Consider the following 17,268-nt stretch of genomic DNA (forward strand, 5'->3'; position numbering starts at 1 on the left):
TCCGCGGCCCTTTGCTTTTTGCTGAAAGAATCGCGCTGTCATGACCTTCGCCCGCACCACCGATCCCATCGTCGCCATCGCCACCGCCCCGGGGCGCGGGGCGGTCGGCATCGTTCGCGTGTCGGGCGCCCGGCTGGCGCCGCTGGTCCAGGCGCTGTGCGCCCGCGCCCTCAAGCCGCGCGAAGCCACCTACCTGCCCTTTCGCGATGCGCTGGGCGAGCCGGTCGACCACGGCCTGGCGATCCATTTCCCGACGCCGCATTCCTACACCGGCGAAGACGTGCTTGAGCTGCAGGCGCACGGCGGCCCGGTCGTGCTGCAGCTGTTGCTGTCGCGCTGCCTCGAGGCCGCGGCCGAAATCGATCCGGCCACCGGCCGCCCGCGCCTGCCCGGCCTGCGCGTGGCCGAGCCGGGCGAGTTCAGCCAGCGCGCCTTTCTCAATGGCAAGATCGACCTGGCGCAGGCCGAGGCCATCGCCGACCTGATCGACGCGAGCACCGAGGCGGCCGCGCGCAGCGCCGGGCGCTCGCTGTCGGGCGCCTTCTCGCGCGAGATCCACACGCTGCGCGACGCGCTCATCCACCTGCGCATGCTGGTTGAGGCCACGCTCGATTTCCCCGAGGAAGAGATCGACTTCCTCCAGAAAGCCGACGCCACGGGCCAGCTGCAACGGCTGCAGGCGCAGCTGGCCGCCGTGCAACAGCGCGCCAAACAAGGCGCGTTGCTGCGCGAAGGCATCAAGGTGGTGATCGCGGGCCAGCCCAATGCGGGCAAGAGCTCGCTGCTCAACGCATTGGCCGGCGCCGAGCTGGCTATCGTGAGCGCCATCGCGGGCACCACGCGCGACGTGGTCTCGCAGACCATCCAGATCCACGGCGTGCCGCTGCATGTGGCTGACACCGCGGGCTTGCGCGACAGCACCGACGAGGTCGAACAGATCGGCGTGGCGCGCGCCTGGGGCCAGATCGAAAGCGCCGACGCCGTGCTGTTCCTGCACGACCTCACGCGCGCCGGCCAGCCCGACTACGCCGCCGCCGACGCCGAGATCCTGGCCGGCCTGCAGCGCAAGCTGCCGGCGAGCGTGCCGGTGCTCGATGTGTGGAACAAGCAGGACGCGGCGGCGTCGGCCGCGCCGCCGTCCGAAGGCATCGCCCTGTCGGCCAAGACCGGCGCGGGCATCGAGGCCTTGCGCGATCAGCTGCTCGCCATGGCCGGCTGGCAGGCCGTGCCCGAGGGCGTCTACCTGGCACGCGCGCGCCACGTCCAGGCGCTGGCCCGCGTCGAGACGCACCTCGCGCTGGCGGCGGCCCACCTGGCGGCGCAGGCCCAGCTGCTCGACCTGCTGGCGGAGGAGCTGCGGCTGGCGCAGAACGCACTCAACGAGATCACCGGCGAGTTCGGCGCGGACGACCTGCTGGGGGTCATCTTTTCGCGCTTCTGTATCGGGAAATAGCGACACATGCGTGCGCTTCGCCGGGGAAAGCGTAAACAGTTGTAGCCGAACCTCGGGGCCTTCGCGGATACTTCGGATCACTTGCGGGGGTCGAGAAAAACATGTCCATCCAGAACCTGAGCCGCTCCATTGCGGAGAACCTGAGCGCCGATGCGTTCGCGCTGACCTTGAGCGTCGCGCAGTGGGACACGCTCGCGGGTTATCTGCAGCCCATCGAGACCGGTGTCGGCGACGTGCTGATCTCCCAAGGCACGCACGACCGCTCGGTGTTCTTCGTCGAAAGCGGCGCCATCAGCGTGCACCGCGTCAGCAGCAAGGAACAGATGCGCCTGGCCGTGCTGTCGCCGGGCTCGGTGGTGGGCGAAGGCTCGTTCTTCTCGCGCGAGCCGCATGCGGCCAACGTGGTGGTCACCGGCGCGGGACGCGTGTGGCGCCTCACCGCCGTGCGGTTCTCCGAAATGTCGAACCGCCAGCCCAACATGGCGCTGGACATCGCGATGGCGCTCGGCGCCGTGATCGCCAAGCGCATGGCGCACCGCTCCAAGCGGGTGGCCGTCACCTGAGCCTTTCGACTCGCCGCGCGCTGCCAGCCGGCGCACAACAACAAGAACAAGTCTTCGTTTCCGATCCCGAGAATTGCTGGTGAGCCATGGCCTTGATCTGCCCGGTCTGTGACGCGGACAACCGCGACGGTGCCAATTTCTGCAGAAGCTGCGGTGGCCGGCTGTCGGCCGCCGACCGCGTGCCGCCGCCGGCGCCCAGTCCTGCCGATCGCGAATGGGCCACCACCGCACCAGCCCAGCTGCGTGCGCCGACCATTCCCGCACCGCTGTTCGATCCCGCCGAGTCGAAGCGGGCGTCGTCGCCTGCGTCCAACGGCTGGATGCCCGAGCCGCCACCCCCACCGCCGCCGGCGGATGAACGAACCGTGATCGTGGCGCCGGGGCGCGCAGGCGCGGCCTCGTCCTTGCCTCCGACCCCGCGGGCCGACCGGCCCAAGACGCGGATCAAGGTCAAGCGCATCAAGCCGCCCGAACCGGTGCTGCGCCCGCGCGGCATCGGGCTGTGGCTGGGGCTGCTCGCGGTCGCGCTGCTGCTGGTCGTCGCGGGCTGGCTGGGCTACGGGACCGGCAGCAAGGCGCCCGAGCCGGCCGTGGCACCGCCTCCTGTCGCCGTGCCGGCTCCCGCTGCGACCCCAACGGTGGTCGAAGCCCCCCCTGTCGCGACCGAGCCTGCGCCGCCCGTGGCTGAAGCGCCACCTGCAGAAGCGGTCGTCGAGCCGGCGGAAGCCGCACCGAAGCCGACGCCCGTCGCGAAGCCGCGCAAGCCGGTGGCACCCGCCACACCGGCGCCCCAGGCCCCAGCCGCCGCGGCGCCCGTGGCGGCCGCACCGGCACCCGCGCCCGCGACACCGGCTCCTCCCGCCGACCCGCAGGCCCAATGCGGCGACCGCAACTTCATCGCCAAGGCGCAATGTATGGCGGCCCAGTGCGTGAAGCCCGAGTACAGGTCGCATGCGCAGTGCGAGGCGGTGCGCCGTCAGCAGCGCATCGAAGAAGAAAAGCGCAACCCGTCGCTCTTGAACTGAGCCCGCGCCGGCAGCCTCAGCCCTTTTGCAGCCGTTCGATGGCAATCGCCAGCGCGGCAGGCTTGCCCGAGAGCACCAGGGTGTCGCCGTCCGACAGCAGCGTGTCGTCGGCCGGCACGCGCGCCTGGCCGTCCTGGCGGCGCAGGCTGGCCACCCGCACGCCCAGCGTCGGCAGCGCAATCCGTCCGAGCGTCTGGCCGATGGCGCGTGCGCCCGGCGTGAGCGTGAAGCTGTTCAGGCGCTCGTGGTCGATCTCGTCGGCGTTGTCGTCGTCGGCGCCGTGGAAGTAGCCGCGCAGCAGGTTGTAGCGCGCGTCGCGCTGGTCCTGCACCACGCGGATCACGCGCCGCATCGGCACACCGACCAGCGCCAGCGCATGGCTGGCGAGCATCAGCGAACCTTCGATGGCCTCGGGCACCACCTCGGTCGCGCCGGCGGCCTGCAGCTTCTCGAGGTCGTGGTCGTCCTGGGTGCGCACGATCACCGGCACGTGCGGCGCGTGGGCACGCGTGTTGGCCAGCACCTTCATCGCGCCGCCCACGTCCAGGTAGGTGACGACCACCGCGCTGGCGCGCGCCAGGCCCGCGGCCATCAGCGCCTGCAGCCGCGCCGCGTCGCCGAACACCACCGAATCGCCAGCCGCGGCCGCTTGGCGCACGCGGTCGGGGTCCAGGTCGAGCGCCATGTAGGGAATGCCTTCGCGCTCCAGGATGCGCGCCAGGTTCTGGCCGCAGCGTCCGTAGCCGCAGATGATCACGTGCTGCGCGGTGTTGATGGTCTTGCGCGCAATGGTCGTCATCTGCAGCGACTGCTGCAGCCAGTCGCTGGCCACCAGCTTGCGCACGATGGCGTTGCTGTACATGACGATGAACGGCGTGGCCAGCATCGACAGCACCATCGACGCCAGCACCGGGTTGGCCAGCCATGGCGGCAGCAGGTTGCGGTCCTGCGCGAGCGCCAGCAGCACGAAGCCGAACTCGCCGGCCTGCGCCAGGTACAGGCCAGTGCGCAGCGACACGCCCGAGGTGGCGCCCAGCACCCGCGCCAGCACCGTCACCAGCCCCAGCTTGAACAGCAGCGGCACCAGCAGCAGCACCGCCACCAGCAGCCAGCGCTCGACCACGATGTGCCAGTCGAGCGACATGCCGACGGTGATGAAGAACAGCCCCAGCAGCACATCGTGGAAGGGGCGGATGTCGGTCTCGACCTGGTGCTTGTATTCGGTCTCCGACACCAGCATGCCGGCGATGAAGGCGCCCAGCGCCAGGCTCAGGCCGGCCAGCTCGGTGAGCCAGGCCAGGCCCAGCGTGATCAGCAGCACGTTCAGGATGAACAGCTCCTCGCTGCGCCGCCGCGCCACCAGCGTGAGCCACCAGCGCATGATGCGCGGCCCGCCGTACAGCAGCACGCCGATGAGGAAGGTGGCCTTCACCAGCGCGAAGCCCAGCGCCTTGGCCAGCGCCTCGGGCGGCGCGCCCAGGGCGGGAATCAGCACCAGCAGCGGCACCACGGCCAGATCTTGAAACAGCAGCACGCCCATCACGCGCTTGCCGTGTTCGCTCTCCAGTTCGAGCCGCTCGGCCATCAGCTTGACCACGATGGCGGTGCTGCTCATGGTGAGCGCGCTCGACAGCGCCAGCGTGGTCTGCCACCCCAGCTGCCAGGCCGGCGGCAGCTGCGTGGCGATCAGCAGCGCGCCGGCCGTGGCCAGCGCCATGGTCAGCAGCACCTGCGCCATGCCCAGCCCGAACACGTGCTTGCGCATGGCGCGCAGCTTGGGCAGGCTGAACTCGAGCCCGATCACGAACATCAGGAACACCACGCCGAATTCGCCCAGGTGGCGGATGCCTTCGGAGTTCTGCGCCAGCGCCAGCGCATGCGGGCCGATGAGCACGCCGGCCGTCAGGTAGCCGAGCATCGGCGGCAGCTTGAGCGACCGGCAGGCCACCACGCCGATCACCGCGGCCAACAGATACAACAGCGTGAGATCGAACGAAGACATAGGCGCCGATGCTAGAGCAATGTCCGTGCCCCGGGCTTCCCCGGGCCATGTGATCCCCGACCGCGCCCGCCTCGTAAAATCCGGCGATGAGCTCCCGCCCCGCCCCGACCCACGTGGTCGACCCCGACGCCATCCTGGCCCGGGCACGCGTCACATTCGACATCGAAGCCGAAGCCGTCCTCGGCCTGAAGGCCCGCGTCGGCCCGAGTTTCGTCGAGGCCGTGCGCAAGATTCTTGAAGTGCGCGGCCGCGTGGTCGTGATGGGCATGGGCAAGAGCGGCCACGTCGGCCGCAAGATCGCTGCCACCCTCGCCTCCACCGGCACGCCCGCGATGTTCGTGCACCCGGCCGAGGCCAGCCACGGCGACCTCGGCATGATCAAGGCGGTCGACCTCGTGCTGGCCATCTCCAACAGCGGCGAGGTCGACGAGCTCACCGTGCTGCTGCCGGTGGTCAAGCGCCAGGGCGTGCCCCTGATCGCCATGACCGGCCGCCCCGATTCCACCCTGGCGCGCCATGCCGACATCGTGATCGACGCCGGCGTCGCCAAGGAAGCCTGCCCGCTGAACCTCGCGCCCACCGCGAGCACCACCGCGCAGATCGCCATGGGCGACGCACTGGCCGTGGCCTTGCTCGACGCGCGCGGTTTCGGCTCCGAAGATTTCGCGCGCTCGCACCCCGGCGGTGCGCTGGGCCGCAAGCTGCTCACCCACGTGAGCGATGTCATGCGCTCGGGCGACGAAGTGCCGTGTGTGCCGCCGACGGCCACCGTCAGCGAGCTGATGCGCGCGATGAGCATCAAGGGCTTCGGCGCCGCCGCGGTGGTCGAGCCCGACGGCCGGGCGCTGGGCATCTTCACCGACGGCGACCTGCGCCGCCTGATCGAGGCCGGCGCCGACCTGCGCACGCCCAAGGCGGCCGACATCATGCACCGCGACCCGCGCACCATCCGCGTCGACGCGCTGGCGGTGGAGGCGGCCGAACTCATGGAGCAATGCGGCATCACCCGCCTGTTCGTGATCGACGGCGCGGGGGTGATCGTCGGCGCGGTGAACACCAACGACCTGATGCGCGCGAAGGTCATCTGATGCCGCTTGATTTCCAGGCCGAGACCCTGCTGGCCGCGCAAGACGTGCGCATCGTCTTCTTCGACATCGACGGCGTGCTGACCGACGGCGGCGTGTACTTCACCGAGCACGGCGAGACGCTCAAGCGCTTCAGCATCCTCGACGGCTACGGCCTCAAGCTGCTGCGCAAGGCCGGCATCACGCCGGCCGTGATCACCGGGCGCGACTCCAAGCCGCTGCGCGTGCGGCTCGAGGCGCTGGGCATCGAGCACGTGCGCTACGGCACCGAAGACAAGCTGCCCGCCGCCGAGGCCATGCTGAAGCAGCTCGGCTTCACCTGGGCGCAGGCCGCCGCCATCGGCGACGACTGGCCCGACCTGCCCGTGCTGACCCGCGTCGGCTTCGCCGCGGCACCGGCCAACGCGCACGCCGAGGTGCGCGCGGTGGCGCGCTACGTCACCACCGCGCGTGGCGGCGAAGGCGCGGCGCGCGAATTCTGCGACCTGCTGTTGACGGCCTGCGGCCAGTACCGCCCGCTGCTCGACGCTGCCCTGGGCCCCCGACCATGAGCCCGCAGCTGCGACGCGCCTGGAACCTGACGCGCGATGTGCTCGACCGCACCACCATCTACCTGCCGATCATCCTGATGGCGGGCGTGGCGCTGGGCACCTACTGGCTGGTGCGCAATGCGCCCAAGCTGCTGGAGCCCACCGTCAAGGCGGCGCCCACGCACGAGCCCGACTACTTCATGCGGGACTTCGTCATCAAGAACTTCCTGCCCAACGGCGACCTGCGCAGCGAGCTGCATGGCACCGAGGGGCGGCACTACCCGGACACCGACACCATCGAGGTCGACCAGGTGCGCATGCGCTCGGTGTCGCCCGAGGGGCTGGTCACGCGCTCGTCGGCGAACCGGGGCCTGTCGAATTCCGACGGCAGCGAGATCCAGCTGTTCGGCAACGCGATCGTGATCCGCGAACCCGCGGTGAGCGCGAGCGGCAAGGCCACGCCGCGGCTGGAGTTTCGCGGCGAGTTCCTGCATGCGTTCCTCGACACCGAGAAGGTGCAGTCGAACAAGCCGGTCACGCTCATCCGCGGCAGCGACCAGTTCACGGGCGATACGCTCGACTACGACAACCTGAGCGGCGTGGCCAACCTCACGGGCCGCGTGCGCGGCGTGCTGGTGCCGTCGGCCGCCGCAGGCAAGCCGCGCTGAGCGGCTGCCACACAAGAACAAGTTCCCGGGAGACGATCCACGCATGACCACCGCCGCACCGCTCGTCTTCATCACCGGCGCCTCCAGCGGCATCGGCCAGGCGCTGGCCGCGTGCTTCTACGACGCGGGCTACCGGTTGGCGCTGGTCGCGCGGCGCACGGGCGAGATCGAAACCTGGGCGACGGGCCGCCAGCTGGACGCGGGCCGCTACCAGGTCTACGGCGCCGACGTGGCCGACACCGACAGCATCGTGGCCGCCGGCGTCGACTGCATCGCGCGCCAGGGCGTGCCCGACGTGGTGATCGCCAACGCAGGCATCAGCATCGGCATCGACACGGCCGAGCGTTCGGACCTCGACGTGCTGGCGCGCACCTTCGCCGTCAACAACGTGGGGCTGGCCGCCACCTTCCATCCCTTCGTGCAGGCCATGGTGCAGCGCGGCAGCGGGCGGCTCGTGGGCATCGGCAGCGTCGCCGCCATCCGCGGGCTGCCGGGGCACGGCGCCTACTGCGCGAGCAAGGCCGGCGTGGTCGCGTACTGCGAAAGCCTGCGCGGGGAACTGCACAACAGCGGGGTGAAGGTCGTCACGCTCTGCCCGGGCTACATCGACACGCCGCTGACGCAGGGCAACCGCTACGGCATGCCCTTTCTCATGCAGCCCGAGGATTTCGCAGCCCAGGCGCTGCGCGCCATCGAGGCTGGCACGAGCTACCGCGTGATTCCGTGGCAGATGGGCGTGGTCGCCAAGGTCATGCGCCTGCTGCCCAATGCCGTGCTCGACCGCGCGGTGCAGGGCCGGGAGCGCAAGAAGCGCAGCGGCGAAGCCTGAGCTTCATTGCCGATTGCACAGCGGGCACAGCGCGCAGGCAAAGAAAAAGGCTCCCGAGGGAGCCTTTTGTGTTTGTGTGCCGTGAGGCATGCGAAGGAGTGAACGGGGTTCAGTACCCACCGTTGCCGCCGCCGCCGTAGCCGCCACCGCCGCTGCGACCACCGCCGCCGCCACGGGGACCTGCGCCGTAGGGGCTGCGGAAACCGCCATCGCCACCACCGCCGCCGCCACCCGAACGACCACCACCGCCGCCGCCGTAGCCGCCGCCACCGCCGGAACGGCCACCGCCGCCACCACCGTAGCCGCCACCACCGCCGCCGCCGTAGCCACCGCCACCACCGCCGCCATAACCACCACCGCCGCCGCCGTAGCCGCCGCCACCGCTGCGGGGGGGACGTGCTTCCATGGGACGTGCTTCGTTGACGACCACGCTGCGGCCGCCCAGGGGTTGGCCGTTCATGCCGTTGATGGCGGCCTGTGCTTCCGCGTCACTGCCCATCTCGACGAAGCCGAAGCCCTTCGAGCGACCCGTGTCGCGCTCCATCATGACCTTGGCGCTGGTCACTGCGCCGAACTGGCCGAAGGCCTGCTCGAGATCACCGTCGCGCACCGAGTAAGGCAGGTTGCCGACGTAGAGTTTGTTGCCCATCAAGGGACTCCTATAAACACATCAAGAAAAGCGATGGAGTCCCGAAAGCATCACTCAAACGAGAGCCGCCGAGCCGCGCGAAACTGACCGATCACCGAATTGCTCCCGCCCAAAATCAAGAGGGATGCTCGTGCATTATGGGTGAAATATCAAAAAAGCAAGCAGGAATTTGCGTCTTGAGGTAGCGCCTTTCGAAACTAGTGGAAGTTAGCGCACGCCTACCTGTTTGAGCCGGGGGAATTGACGATGCGGCTACAATTTGCGGGTCATTGGGGAGTAGCCGCCTTCCGCATACGAGAAGGGCCCGCGTCAACAGACTTGTCCTTGCCCCACGAGGACATGGCGCGTGCAGTGAACACACCTGGCGAGACCTTTGACCGCACAACTTCGGGAATATGGCCGAAGGTGTTGTGCGGTCAATTGCGTCCTTCGGCCCAAGGAACCCCACATCCATCATGGAAGCTTTTCTCGTTGCAACGGGCGTGGTCGCGCTCGCCGAAATGGGCGACAAGACCCAACTCCTGGCCCTTTTGCTGGCCGCGCGCTTCAGGAAACCCTGGCCGATCGTGTTCGGCATCTTTGTCGCCACGGTCATCAACCACGCGCTGGCCGGCGCGGTCGGCAACTACATTACGCGCTGGCTCGGTCCCGAGGTGCTGCGCTGGATCCTGGGCGGCTCGTTCATCGCCATGGCCGTCTGGATGCTGATTCCCGACAAGCTCGATGAAGACGACGCCCCCGGCGTCTCGAAGTTCGGCGTCTTCGGCACCACGGTGATCGCCTTCTTCCTGGCCGAGATGGGCGACAAGACCCAGATCGCCACCGTCATGCTGGCCGCCCGCTTCACGCAGGACTACGCCTGGGTCGTCGTCGGCACCACGCTGGGCATGATGCTGGCCAATGCGCCGGTCGTGTGGCTGGGCGACAAGATCGTGCGGCGCGTGCCGATCAAGCTCGTGCACGGTATCTCGGCGGCGATCTTCCTGGTGCTGGGCGTCGTGATGATCGTCGGCTGGTAGCAGGAAAAAGTCACGGGGCTATACTTGCCCTGCGCCGATTTGCTTCAGCTTGCGGGCGCTTTATAAATTCTGCTAAAGACGGCTGCCGAACCCGGCTCGTTTTTGGCGAGGCCGGGTTTTTTCATTCATGTCGTCGTCGTCACCTTTGGTCGTCACCCCGCAGTCGATGCAGTTCGCAGGTCCGCTGGCCCTGCGCAGCGGCGCGTCGATCAGCGGCTACACGCTCGCCTACGAAACCTACGGCACCCTCAACGCCGAGCGCAGCAATGCGGTGCTGGTGTGCCATGCGCTCAACGCCTCGCACCACGTCGCGGGCGTGTACGAGGGCCAGGCCCGCTCTGAGGGCTGGTGGGACAACATGGTGGGCCCGGGCAAGCCGCTGGACACCGACCGCTTCTTCGTGATCGGCGTCAACAACCTCGGCTCCTGCTTCGGCTCGACCGGGCCGATGCACGTGAACCCCGCCAACGGCCGCGTCTACGGCGCCGACTTTCCGGTGGTCACGGTCGAAGACTGGGTCGACGCCCAGGCGGCGCTGCTCGACGCGCTCGGCATCCGGACGCTCGCGGCCGTGATGGGCGGCAGCCTCGGCGGCATGCAGGCGCTGTCGTGGACGCTGCAGTACCCCGACCGCGTGCGCCACGCCGTGGTGGTGGCCAGCGCACCCAACCTCACGGCCGAGAACATCGCCTTCAACGAGGTGGCGCGCCGCGCCATCGTGACCGACCCCGACTTCCACGGCGGCCACTTCTACGAATACGGCGTGGTGCCCAAGCGCGGCCTGCGCATCGCCCGCATGATCGGCCACATCACCTACCTGAGCGACGACGTGATGAACGCCAAGTTCGGGCGCATCCTGCGCAGCGCCGTCGAGGGCGAGGTGGCGGGGCTCGACTACCGCTATTCCACGCAGGACATCGAGTTCCAGATCGAAAGCTACCTGCGCTACCAGGGCGACAAGTTCAGCGAGTACTTCGACGCCAACACCTACCTGCTGATCACCCGCGCGCTCGACTACTTCGACCCCGCGCGCCACCACGGCGGCCAGCTCAGCACCGCGCTCGCGCAGGCCACGGCCAAGTTCCTGCTCGTGAGCTTCAAGACCGACTGGCGCTTCTCGCCCGCGCGCAGCCGCGAGATCGTGAAGGCGCTGCTCGACAACCGCCGCAACGTGAGCTACGCCGAGATCGACGCGCCGCACGGCCACGACGCCTTCCTGCTCGACGACGTGCGCTACATGGGCGTGGTGCGCTCGTACTTCGAACGCGTCGCCAAGGAATTCCAATGAGCGACCTTGCACATCAACGACTGATCGCACAGCTCGTGCCGCAAGGCTCGCGCGTGCTCGACCTGGGCTGCGGCGATGGCGCCCTGCTCGACCTGCTTCAGCGCGAGCGCGGCTGCACCGGTTACGGCGTGGAGATCGCGGACGGCAACGTGCTGCAGTGCATCCGCCGCGGCGTTGACGTGATCCAGCTCAACCTCGACGAAGGTCTGGCGATGTTCGACGACGCCACCTTCGACGTGGTGCTGCAGATCGACACGCTGCAGCACCTGCGCAATGCCGAGGTCATGCTGCGCGAGACCGCGCGCGTGGGCCGCTTCGGCATCGTCGCCTTTCCCAACTTTGCGCACTGGCCCAACCGCCTGAGCGTGGCGCGCGGGCGCATGCCCGTGACGCGCCGCCTGCCCTACCAGTGGTACGACACGCCCAACATCCGCGTCGGCACCTACAAGGACTTCGAGGTGCTGGCCGGCAAGAACAACCTGCGCGTGCTCGACGCCTTCGGCCTGCAGAACGGGCGCGACGTGCGCTGGCTGCCCAACGCGCGCGCCAGCACGGCGGTGTTCAAGTTCGAGCGGGGCGGCTGAGCACGCCGCCCCTGCACCGCACGGACATCGGGTCGGAATGAGCTTCACGCTCGCGCAGCCGGTTCACAGCGACCTGCTCATCAAGAAAAGCCGCTTCATCGGCTGCGTGCAACCGGTGCCCGACCGCGCGGCCGCGCTGGCGGTGGTCGCCTCGCTGCGCGCCGAACATCCGGGTGCCGCGCACGTGTGCTGGGCGCTGATGGCCGGCGGCCAGTCGGCCGCGAACGACGACGGCGAGCCCGGCGGCACGGCCGGGCGCCCCATGCTCGAGGTGCTGCGCCACCAGCAGGTGGAAGGCGCGCTCGCGACTGTGGTGCGCTACTTCGGCGGCGTGAAGCTCGGCGCCGGCGGCCTCGTGCGGGCCTACACCGACGCCGTGGCGCAGGCCCTGCTCGGCGCCACGCTGGTGCCGCTCGTGCGCCAGCGCCACCTGCAGTGCGCCGTGCCCTACGCGCTCGAGGGGCTGGTGCGGCGCGAGCTGGCCGCCATCGGCGCGGTGCTCGAAGACGTGCAGCACGGCGACGACGTGCGCCTGGCCTTCGCGCTGCCCGCGCCCGAGGCCGACGCCTTCATCGCGCGCCTCGACGATGCTGCGCAAGGGCGCGTCGTCTGGCCGACGGCGTGAGCCGCTTCGCCGGCACCTTGCCCGGGGCCGGCTCCACCGCCAAGGCGAGCACGCCGCGCGATGCGAGCGCGATCGGCTCCGCCAGGTCGTCGTCGACGCCGCGCCGCGTCATCTCGGCCGTGACGATGCCGGTGGGCACGGCCAGCACGCCCCAGCCCAGCAGCATCATCACGGAGGCGATCGCGCGGCCCAGGTCGGTCTTGGGCACGAGGTCGCCGAAGCCGACCGTGGCCATGGTGGAGATCGCCCAGTAGATCGCCACCGGAATGCTGGTGAAGCCGTGCGTCGGGCCTTCGACCACGTACATCAGCGTGCCCATCACCAGCACCACCAGCATCACGAAGCCCACGAACACCGTGATCTTGCGGCGGCTGGACGCCACCGCCGACACCAGCGCGCGGTACTCCACCGAATAGCGCGAGAGCTTGAAGATGCGGAACACGCGCAGCAGCCGCAGGATGCGCACGTCGATCAGGTACGCCAGCTCGGGCGCGAAGGCCACGAGAAAGGTCGGTAGCAGCGCCAGCAGGTCGATCACGCCGTAGAAGCTCAGCGCGTAGCGCAGCGGCTTGTTCACGCAGCACAGCCGCGCGATGTACTCCAGCGTGAAGAGAATCGTGAACACCCATTCGAGCGCATTGAACAGAGGCCGCCACTGGTCGCGGATCGACTGCACGCTGTCCAGGATGACGACCAGCACGCTCATCACGATCACCGCGATCAGCGTCAGGTCGAACCACAGGCCGGCGGGCGTGTCGGCCTCGAAGATCACGGTGAACAGCGTGCGCCGCCAGCCGCGCGCGGGCTTGTCGAACCGCGAGTCGGTGGCGGCGGGCGTGGACAGGGCTTCGATGTTCGGGCGGATCAGGCGGGTCATGCGAGGCATTGTCAGGGGCCTCGGGCGACTTATTCAGTTACGCTTATTGCGCAATGAAGTGCCGCATGCCGTGAGTGCGTTCTTACGATAGTCCCCTTTCTTGAGGAGCTCCCCATTGGCCACACAGTCCCCCTTTTTCGGCAAGCGTGATCGTGACACCGATTCGCTGACGTCCCGTCCCGCACCGCTGGTTGGTTCGGGCACCAATCTCTCGGGCACTCCCGTCAATCCCTCCTCGTTGACCGCGCAGGCCGGCCTGGCCCCGGCGGCTGCGCCCGCCAAGGAAGGCGGCAGCAAGCTCACCGTCGGCCCGAACATCAAGCTCAAGGGCGTCGAGATCACCGATTGCGACACGCTCGTGGTCGAAGGCCTGGTCGAAGCGACGATGGATTCGCGCCTGATGCAGATCGCCGAGCAGGGCGAGTTCAAGGGCTCGGCCGAGATCGACATCGCCGAGATCCGCGGCGTGTTCGACGGCAACCTCACCGTGCGCGAGAAGCTCGTCATCCACTCGACCGGCAAGGTCACCGGCAAGATCCGCTACGGCAAGATCGTGATCGAAGAAGGCGGCCAGCTGTCCGGCGAAATCAGCTTCGGCGCCAAGCCGTCGCTGCAGGCCGCCGCCTGAGGCACCTGACGCGCCCGGTCTGACGACCGTCGATCAGGGCGCTTTCTTTTTCGGTGGGGCCTTTTTGGCCGCCGGCTTCGGCTTGTCCGCGGCGGCGGCCATTGCTGCGTCTGCGGCCTGCGGCGCCCACCCCAGGCGCTGCAGCAAGGCACCGGCCGCGGCCGGTGCCCTCTCCTTGGCGCCATTGATGAAATACACGAACACGTCGCGCGCCTTCGGCGTTGTGGTCCAGCCTTGCGCGCGCGCGGCCCAGGTGTCCAGCGCCTTGGGCGCGTAGCCGGTCGCGAGCGACGCGTCGGCCATCATGAGCCGCGCGTAGGCGACATCGCCCTCGGGCTCCTCGAACGATGGAAACTTGTCGGCGTCGGTGAACACGGTCGACACCTTGTGCTTCTTCGCGAGCGCCTTGTAGGCAGGCGTGATGAAGCTCTCGTGGCGCACGTCCATCACGTGGCGCAGCACGCGGCTGCCTTCCTTCTTCGGCAGCAGCTCCAGGAATGCCTCGAAGTCTTCGGGGTCGAACTGCTTGGTCGGCATGAACTGCCAGACGATCGGCCCGAGCTTGTCGCCCAGCTCGGCCACACCGCTGTCGATGAAACGCTGGATCGACTCGCCCGCGGTCGCCAGCACCTTGCGGTTGGTGGTGAAGCGCGAGGCCTTCATCGAGAACATGAAGTTGTCGGGCGTGTCGTCGCGCCACTTGCGGAAGGTCTCGGGCTTGAAGGTGCTGTAGTAGGTGCCGTTGATCTCGATGGCGCTGACCTGCCGGCTGGCGTAGTTCAACTCCTTCGCGTGAGCGAGGCCCTTGGGGTAGAAGTTGTCGCGCCAGGGCTCGTAGGTCCAGCCGCCGATCCCGACCTTGATCCGCGTCGATGTTGCCTTGCTCACATTGCGCTCCGGGTTTTGAGATCGCCCGCACTCTACGCGCGCTCGCCGCGAGGCGCAAAATGCGTTTTTTCGTCCCCGCGGAGAATCCCCCGATGAACGCCCCCCTGCACCGTGAAATGCCCGCCGGCACGCTCGACGCGACGCGCGCCCTCTCTGATGTCACCGCCCGATGGGACGGCGACATCGTCAAGCAACTCACCGACTACATCGCCATTCCCGCCAAGTCGCCCGGCTTCGACAAGGACTGGTCGGCCAACGGCTACCTGGAGACCGTGCTGCGCAACGCCGCGACCTGGGTCGAGGCGCAGAAGGTCGAGGGCCTGAAGCTGGAGATCGTGCGCCTCGAGGGCCGCACGCCGGTGCTGTTCTTCGAAGTGCCGGCCACCGGCACCGACATGGCCGAGACCGTGCTCATGTACGGCCACCTCGACAAGCAACCCGAATTCACCGGCTGGCGCAACGACCTTGGCCCGTGGACGCCCAAGTACGAGAACGGCCTGCTCTACGGCCGCGGCGGCGCCGACGACGGCTACGCCGTGTACGCCAGCGTGGCCGCGCTGCAGGCGCTCAAGGCCCAGGGCGTGGCGCACCCGCGCATCGTCGGCCTCATCGAGACCTGCGAGGAAAGCGGCTCCTACGACCTGCTGCCCTACGTCGACGCGCTGCGTCCGCGCCTGGGCGAGGTCGAGCTGGTGATCTGCCTGGATTCGGGCGCCGGCAACTACGATCAGCTGTGGCTCACGACCTCGCTGCGCGGCATGGCCAGCGGCACGCTCAAGGTCGAGGTGCTGACCGAAGGCATCCACTCGGGCGACGCCTCGGGCCTGGTGCCCTCGAGCTTTCGCATCATGCGGCAGGTGCTCGACCGCCTCGAAGACAGCGCCACCGGCCGCCTGCTGCCCGCCAGCTTCCATTGCGAAGTGCCGGCCGACCGGCTGGCGCAGGCCAAGGCCACCGCCGCCATCCTCGGCGACGAGGTCTACAAGCGTTTCCCGTGGGCGCACTACGACTGCGGCGGCTCGACCATGTTCGCGCTGCCGACCACCACCGACCCGGTCGAGGCCCTGCTCAACCGCACCTGGAAGCCCACGCTGTCGGTCACCGGCGCCGAAGGCTTTCCGGCCCTGAAGGACGCGGGCAACGTGCTGCGCCCCTACACCGCCTTCAAGCTCTCGCTGCGCCTGCCGCCGCTGGTCGATGCGGCCGAGACGGTGCAAAAGCTCAAGGCCCTGCTCGAAGACAACGCGCCCTACCAGGCACGTGTCACCTTCGAAAGCGGCGGCGGTGCCACCGGCTGGAACGCGCCCACCATCACGCCGTGGTTCGAGGACGCACTCAACAAGGCCTCGCGCGCGCACTTCGGCGCCTCCTGCGGCTACATCGGCCAGGGCGGCACGATCCCGCTGATGAACATGCTGAGCGCCGGCTTCCCGACGGCGCAGATGATGGTCTGCGGCGTGCTGGGCCCGAAGAGCAACGCGCACGGCCCCAACGAGTTCCTGCACGTGCCCTACGCCAAGAAGCTGACGGCCGCCGTGGCCGAGGTCATCGCCGCCCTGCCCGTCGCGCACCGCGCTGCGGCTGCGGAGCCGGTGGCGGCTTGAGCGCCGCGCCGGGCCGCCCCAAGCAAGCTCGCTCCCGCCTGGCGGGAAGGCGCGCAGCGCCAAGGGTGCACCCATGAGCGACACGCTGCCCTTGCCGCACCGCGTGTCGCTGTCCACGCCGGACGGCGAGACGCTGGCGCTGCGGCGGCTGCCCGCCGCGGGCACGCCCCGCGCCGTGGTGGTCGTGGTGCACGGGCTGGGCGAGCATGCGGGGCGCTATCACGGCCTCGCCAAGCAACTGCATGCCTGGGGCTTCGCGGTCTGGGCGCACGACCATCACGGGCACGGCGAATCCACCGGCGCGCGCGGCGGCCTGCCCGGCGAGCTGCGTCTGGTCGACGACTTGGCGCTGGTGATCGACGACGCGCGCCGCGAGAACCCCGGCGTGCCGCTGGTGCTGCTGGGCCACAGCCTGGGCGGCCTGGTCGCCGCGAGCCTGGTGGCGCGCGGCGTGCGGCCGGTCGATGCGCTGGTGCTGTCGTCGCCGGGGCTCGACCCGGGGCTGAACGGCTTCCAGAAGATGCTGCTGGCGGTGCTGCCGCGCATCGCGCCCAACCTGCGCGTGGGCAACGGGCTCGACGACAACTACCTCTCGCACGACCCGGTGGTGGTGCAGGCCTACCGCGACGATCCGCTCACGCACGACCGCATCGGCAGCCGGCTGGCGCGTTTTCTCGCCTACGAAGGTGCCACGGTGCAGCAGCACGCGGCGCGCTGGCCGGTGCCCACGCTGCTGATCTACGCGGGCGACGACCGGCTCGTGCGGCCGGCGGCCAGCCGTGCCTTCGCGGCCGCTGCGGCGCCCAGCGGCAACGTCGAGGCGAAGTGCTTCGACGCGCTGTACCACGAGCTCTTCAACGAACTCGATGCGGAGCCCGTGTTCGACACGCTGCAGCGTTGGCTCGACCGGCGGTTTCCGGCGGCGGCTGTCCCTGCGCGCGTGGCCTGAGG

Annotated in this window: 18 protein-coding genes and 1 riboswitch; of the genes, 14 read left to right on the forward strand and 4 right to left on the reverse strand. The window is 69.2% G+C overall.

Features of this window, described 5'->3' with window-relative positions; all coding sequences use genetic code 11:
* The first annotated feature begins 40 nt into the window (after window positions 1-40).
* The 3 genes from mnmE (at window position 41) to AC1RLW_RS20995 (ending at window position 3,041) form a co-directional block, all read left to right on the forward strand.
* On the forward strand, window positions 41-1,453 hold the full coding sequence (gene mnmE / locus AC1RLW_RS20985; protein ID WP_493194879.1) for a tRNA uridine-5-carboxymethylaminomethyl(34) synthesis GTPase MnmE: 1,413 nt from the start codon (window positions 41-43) through the stop codon (window positions 1,451-1,453).
* Window positions 1,454-1,554: 101 nt separating this feature from the next.
* Window positions 1,555-2,016 (forward strand): Crp/Fnr family transcriptional regulator, encoded by a 462-nt coding sequence (locus AC1RLW_RS20990; protein WP_095948399.1) that lies wholly within the window; start codon window positions 1,555-1,557, stop codon window positions 2,014-2,016.
* 86 nt (window positions 2,017-2,102) lie between these two features.
* Window positions 2,103-3,041: a zinc ribbon domain-containing protein gene (locus AC1RLW_RS20995; protein WP_493194880.1), complete on the forward strand. Its 939-nt coding sequence runs from the start codon at window positions 2,103-2,105 to the stop codon at window positions 3,039-3,041.
* Window positions 3,042-3,057: 16 nt separating this feature from the next.
* Here AC1RLW_RS20995 and AC1RLW_RS21000 read toward each other — a convergent pair whose 3' ends face one another.
* Entirely contained in the window at window positions 3,058-5,043 is a 1,986-nt protein-coding gene (locus AC1RLW_RS21000) for a monovalent cation:proton antiporter family protein (protein WP_062473618.1), read from the reverse strand.
* Between the two features lie 86 nt (window positions 5,044-5,129).
* On the opposite strand from AC1RLW_RS21000, the gene AC1RLW_RS21005 reads away from it, so the two are divergent.
* From AC1RLW_RS21005 to AC1RLW_RS21020, 4 genes are read left to right on the forward strand one after another with little or no spacing between them, the layout of a single operon-like run.
* A complete protein-coding gene (locus tag AC1RLW_RS21005; RefSeq protein ID WP_062473617.1) occupies window positions 5,130-6,131 on the forward strand; it encodes a KpsF/GutQ family sugar-phosphate isomerase in 1,002 nt (333 codons plus the stop codon).
* Complete coding sequence (locus AC1RLW_RS21010) at window positions 6,131-6,679, forward strand: KdsC family phosphatase (RefSeq protein ID WP_062473615.1); 549 nt, start codon at window positions 6,131-6,133, stop codon at window positions 6,677-6,679. The genes AC1RLW_RS21005 and AC1RLW_RS21010 overlap by 1 nt, the downstream gene beginning before the upstream one ends.
* Window positions 6,676-7,326, forward strand: a complete 651-nt coding sequence (lptC, locus tag AC1RLW_RS21015; protein WP_070063362.1) for an LPS export ABC transporter periplasmic protein LptC — start codon at window positions 6,676-6,678, stop codon at window positions 7,324-7,326. Before AC1RLW_RS21010 ends, lptC begins: the two co-directional genes overlap by 4 nt.
* A gap of 43 nt (window positions 7,327-7,369) precedes the next feature.
* Entirely contained in the window at window positions 7,370-8,155 is a 786-nt protein-coding gene (locus AC1RLW_RS21020; RefSeq protein WP_493194883.1) for an SDR family oxidoreductase, read from the forward strand.
* Window positions 8,156-8,264: 109 nt separating this feature from the next.
* Here the strand turns inward: AC1RLW_RS21020 and rbp are convergent, their stop codons facing one another.
* Window positions 8,265-8,804, reverse strand: coding sequence for an RNA-binding regulator (rbp, locus tag AC1RLW_RS21025; RefSeq protein ID WP_144004541.1), 540 nt, complete (start codon window positions 8,802-8,804; stop codon window positions 8,265-8,267).
* A gap of 259 nt (window positions 8,805-9,063) precedes the next feature.
* A riboswitch (yybP-ykoY riboswitch) is annotated at window positions 9,064-9,250 on the forward strand.
* 9 nt (window positions 9,251-9,259) lie between these two features.
* Between rbp and AC1RLW_RS21030 the strand changes: the two genes are divergently transcribed.
* From AC1RLW_RS21030 to AC1RLW_RS21045, 4 genes are all read left to right on the forward strand, one after another.
* Window positions 9,260-9,823 carry a TMEM165/GDT1 family protein gene (locus tag AC1RLW_RS21030; protein WP_062473609.1) on the forward strand — a complete coding sequence of 188 codons (564 nt, stop codon included), beginning with the start codon at window positions 9,260-9,262 and terminating at the stop codon, window positions 9,821-9,823.
* A gap of 127 nt (window positions 9,824-9,950) precedes the next feature.
* Window positions 9,951-11,111: a homoserine O-succinyltransferase MetX gene (gene metX, locus AC1RLW_RS21035; protein ID WP_062473608.1), complete on the forward strand. Its 1,161-nt coding sequence runs from the start codon at window positions 9,951-9,953 to the stop codon at window positions 11,109-11,111.
* Window positions 11,108-11,695 (forward strand): methionine biosynthesis protein MetW, encoded by a 588-nt coding sequence (gene metW / locus AC1RLW_RS21040; RefSeq protein ID WP_070063357.1) that lies wholly within the window; start codon window positions 11,108-11,110, stop codon window positions 11,693-11,695. Before metX ends, metW begins: the two co-directional genes overlap by 4 nt.
* 37 nt (window positions 11,696-11,732) lie before the next feature.
* Window positions 11,733-12,320, forward strand: coding sequence for an IMPACT family protein (locus AC1RLW_RS21045; RefSeq protein WP_139702950.1), 588 nt, complete (start codon window positions 11,733-11,735; stop codon window positions 12,318-12,320).
* Here AC1RLW_RS21045 and AC1RLW_RS21050 read toward each other — a convergent pair.
* On the reverse strand, window positions 12,265-13,197 hold the full coding sequence (locus AC1RLW_RS21050) for an ion transporter (protein WP_492744064.1): 933 nt from the start codon (window positions 13,195-13,197) through the stop codon (window positions 12,265-12,267). The two genes, AC1RLW_RS21045 and AC1RLW_RS21050, sit on opposite strands and share 56 nt — an antisense overlap.
* Before the next feature lie 115 nt (window positions 13,198-13,312).
* Between AC1RLW_RS21050 and AC1RLW_RS21055 the strand changes: the two genes are divergently transcribed.
* Window positions 13,313-13,825 (forward strand): bactofilin family protein, encoded by a 513-nt coding sequence (locus tag AC1RLW_RS21055; RefSeq protein ID WP_493194885.1) that lies wholly within the window; start codon window positions 13,313-13,315, stop codon window positions 13,823-13,825.
* 33 nt (window positions 13,826-13,858) lie between these two features.
* Here the strand turns inward: AC1RLW_RS21055 and AC1RLW_RS21060 are convergent, their stop codons facing one another.
* The gene (locus AC1RLW_RS21060; RefSeq protein WP_493194887.1) at window positions 13,859-14,713 is read right to left on the reverse strand and encodes a DUF72 domain-containing protein; all 855 of its coding nucleotides are present in this window, start codon (window positions 14,711-14,713) and stop codon (window positions 13,859-13,861) included.
* A 92-nt stretch (window positions 14,714-14,805) separates the two neighbouring features.
* Between AC1RLW_RS21060 and AC1RLW_RS21065 the strand changes: the two genes are divergently transcribed.
* Together AC1RLW_RS21065 and AC1RLW_RS21070 are read left to right on the forward strand one after the other, a co-directional pair.
* Complete coding sequence (locus tag AC1RLW_RS21065) at window positions 14,806-16,317, forward strand: M20 family metallopeptidase (RefSeq protein ID WP_493194888.1); 1,512 nt, start codon at window positions 14,806-14,808, stop codon at window positions 16,315-16,317.
* Window positions 16,318-16,390: 73 nt separating this feature from the next.
* Window positions 16,391-17,266: an alpha/beta hydrolase gene (locus AC1RLW_RS21070; protein ID WP_493194890.1), complete on the forward strand. Its 876-nt coding sequence runs from the start codon at window positions 16,391-16,393 to the stop codon at window positions 17,264-17,266.
* The last annotated feature ends 2 nt before the right edge of the window (window positions 17,267-17,268 follow it).

Source organism: Variovorax sp. GW822-FHT04A09, assembly GCF_058801005.1.

Bases quoted from the DNA above. Each gene is read 5' to 3' on its own strand.
- mnmE (WP_493194879.1), top strand. From the start codon at position 41: ATGACCTTCGCCCGCACCACCGATCCCATCGTCGCCATCGCCACCGCC.
- AC1RLW_RS20990 (WP_095948399.1), top strand. From the start codon at position 1,555: ATGTCCATCCAGAACCTGAGCCGCTCCATTGCGGAGAACCTGAGCGCC.
- AC1RLW_RS20995 (WP_493194880.1), top strand. From the start codon at position 2,103: ATGGCCTTGATCTGCCCGGTCTGTGACGCGGACAACCGCGACGGTGCC.
- AC1RLW_RS21000 (WP_062473618.1), bottom strand. From the start codon at position 5,043: ATGTCTTCGTTCGATCTCACGCTGTTGTATCTGTTGGCCGCGGTGATC.
- AC1RLW_RS21005 (WP_062473617.1), top strand. From the start codon at position 5,130: ATGAGCTCCCGCCCCGCCCCGACCCACGTGGTCGACCCCGACGCCATC.
- AC1RLW_RS21010 (WP_062473615.1), top strand. From the start codon at position 6,131: ATGCCGCTTGATTTCCAGGCCGAGACCCTGCTGGCCGCGCAAGACGTG.
- lptC (WP_070063362.1), top strand. From the start codon at position 6,676: ATGAGCCCGCAGCTGCGACGCGCCTGGAACCTGACGCGCGATGTGCTC.
- AC1RLW_RS21020 (WP_493194883.1), top strand. From the start codon at position 7,370: ATGACCACCGCCGCACCGCTCGTCTTCATCACCGGCGCCTCCAGCGGC.
- rbp (WP_144004541.1), bottom strand. From the start codon at position 8,804: ATGGGCAACAAACTCTACGTCGGCAACCTGCCTTACTCGGTGCGCGAC.
- AC1RLW_RS21030 (WP_062473609.1), top strand. From the start codon at position 9,260: ATGGAAGCTTTTCTCGTTGCAACGGGCGTGGTCGCGCTCGCCGAAATG.
- metX (WP_062473608.1), top strand. From the start codon at position 9,951: ATGTCGTCGTCGTCACCTTTGGTCGTCACCCCGCAGTCGATGCAGTTC.
- metW (WP_070063357.1), top strand. From the start codon at position 11,108: ATGAGCGACCTTGCACATCAACGACTGATCGCACAGCTCGTGCCGCAA.
- AC1RLW_RS21045 (WP_139702950.1), top strand. From the start codon at position 11,733: ATGAGCTTCACGCTCGCGCAGCCGGTTCACAGCGACCTGCTCATCAAG.
- AC1RLW_RS21050 (WP_492744064.1), bottom strand. From the start codon at position 13,197: ATGACCCGCCTGATCCGCCCGAACATCGAAGCCCTGTCCACGCCCGCC.
- AC1RLW_RS21065 (WP_493194888.1), top strand. From the start codon at position 14,806: ATGAACGCCCCCCTGCACCGTGAAATGCCCGCCGGCACGCTCGACGCG.
- AC1RLW_RS21070 (WP_493194890.1), top strand. From the start codon at position 16,391: ATGAGCGACACGCTGCCCTTGCCGCACCGCGTGTCGCTGTCCACGCCG.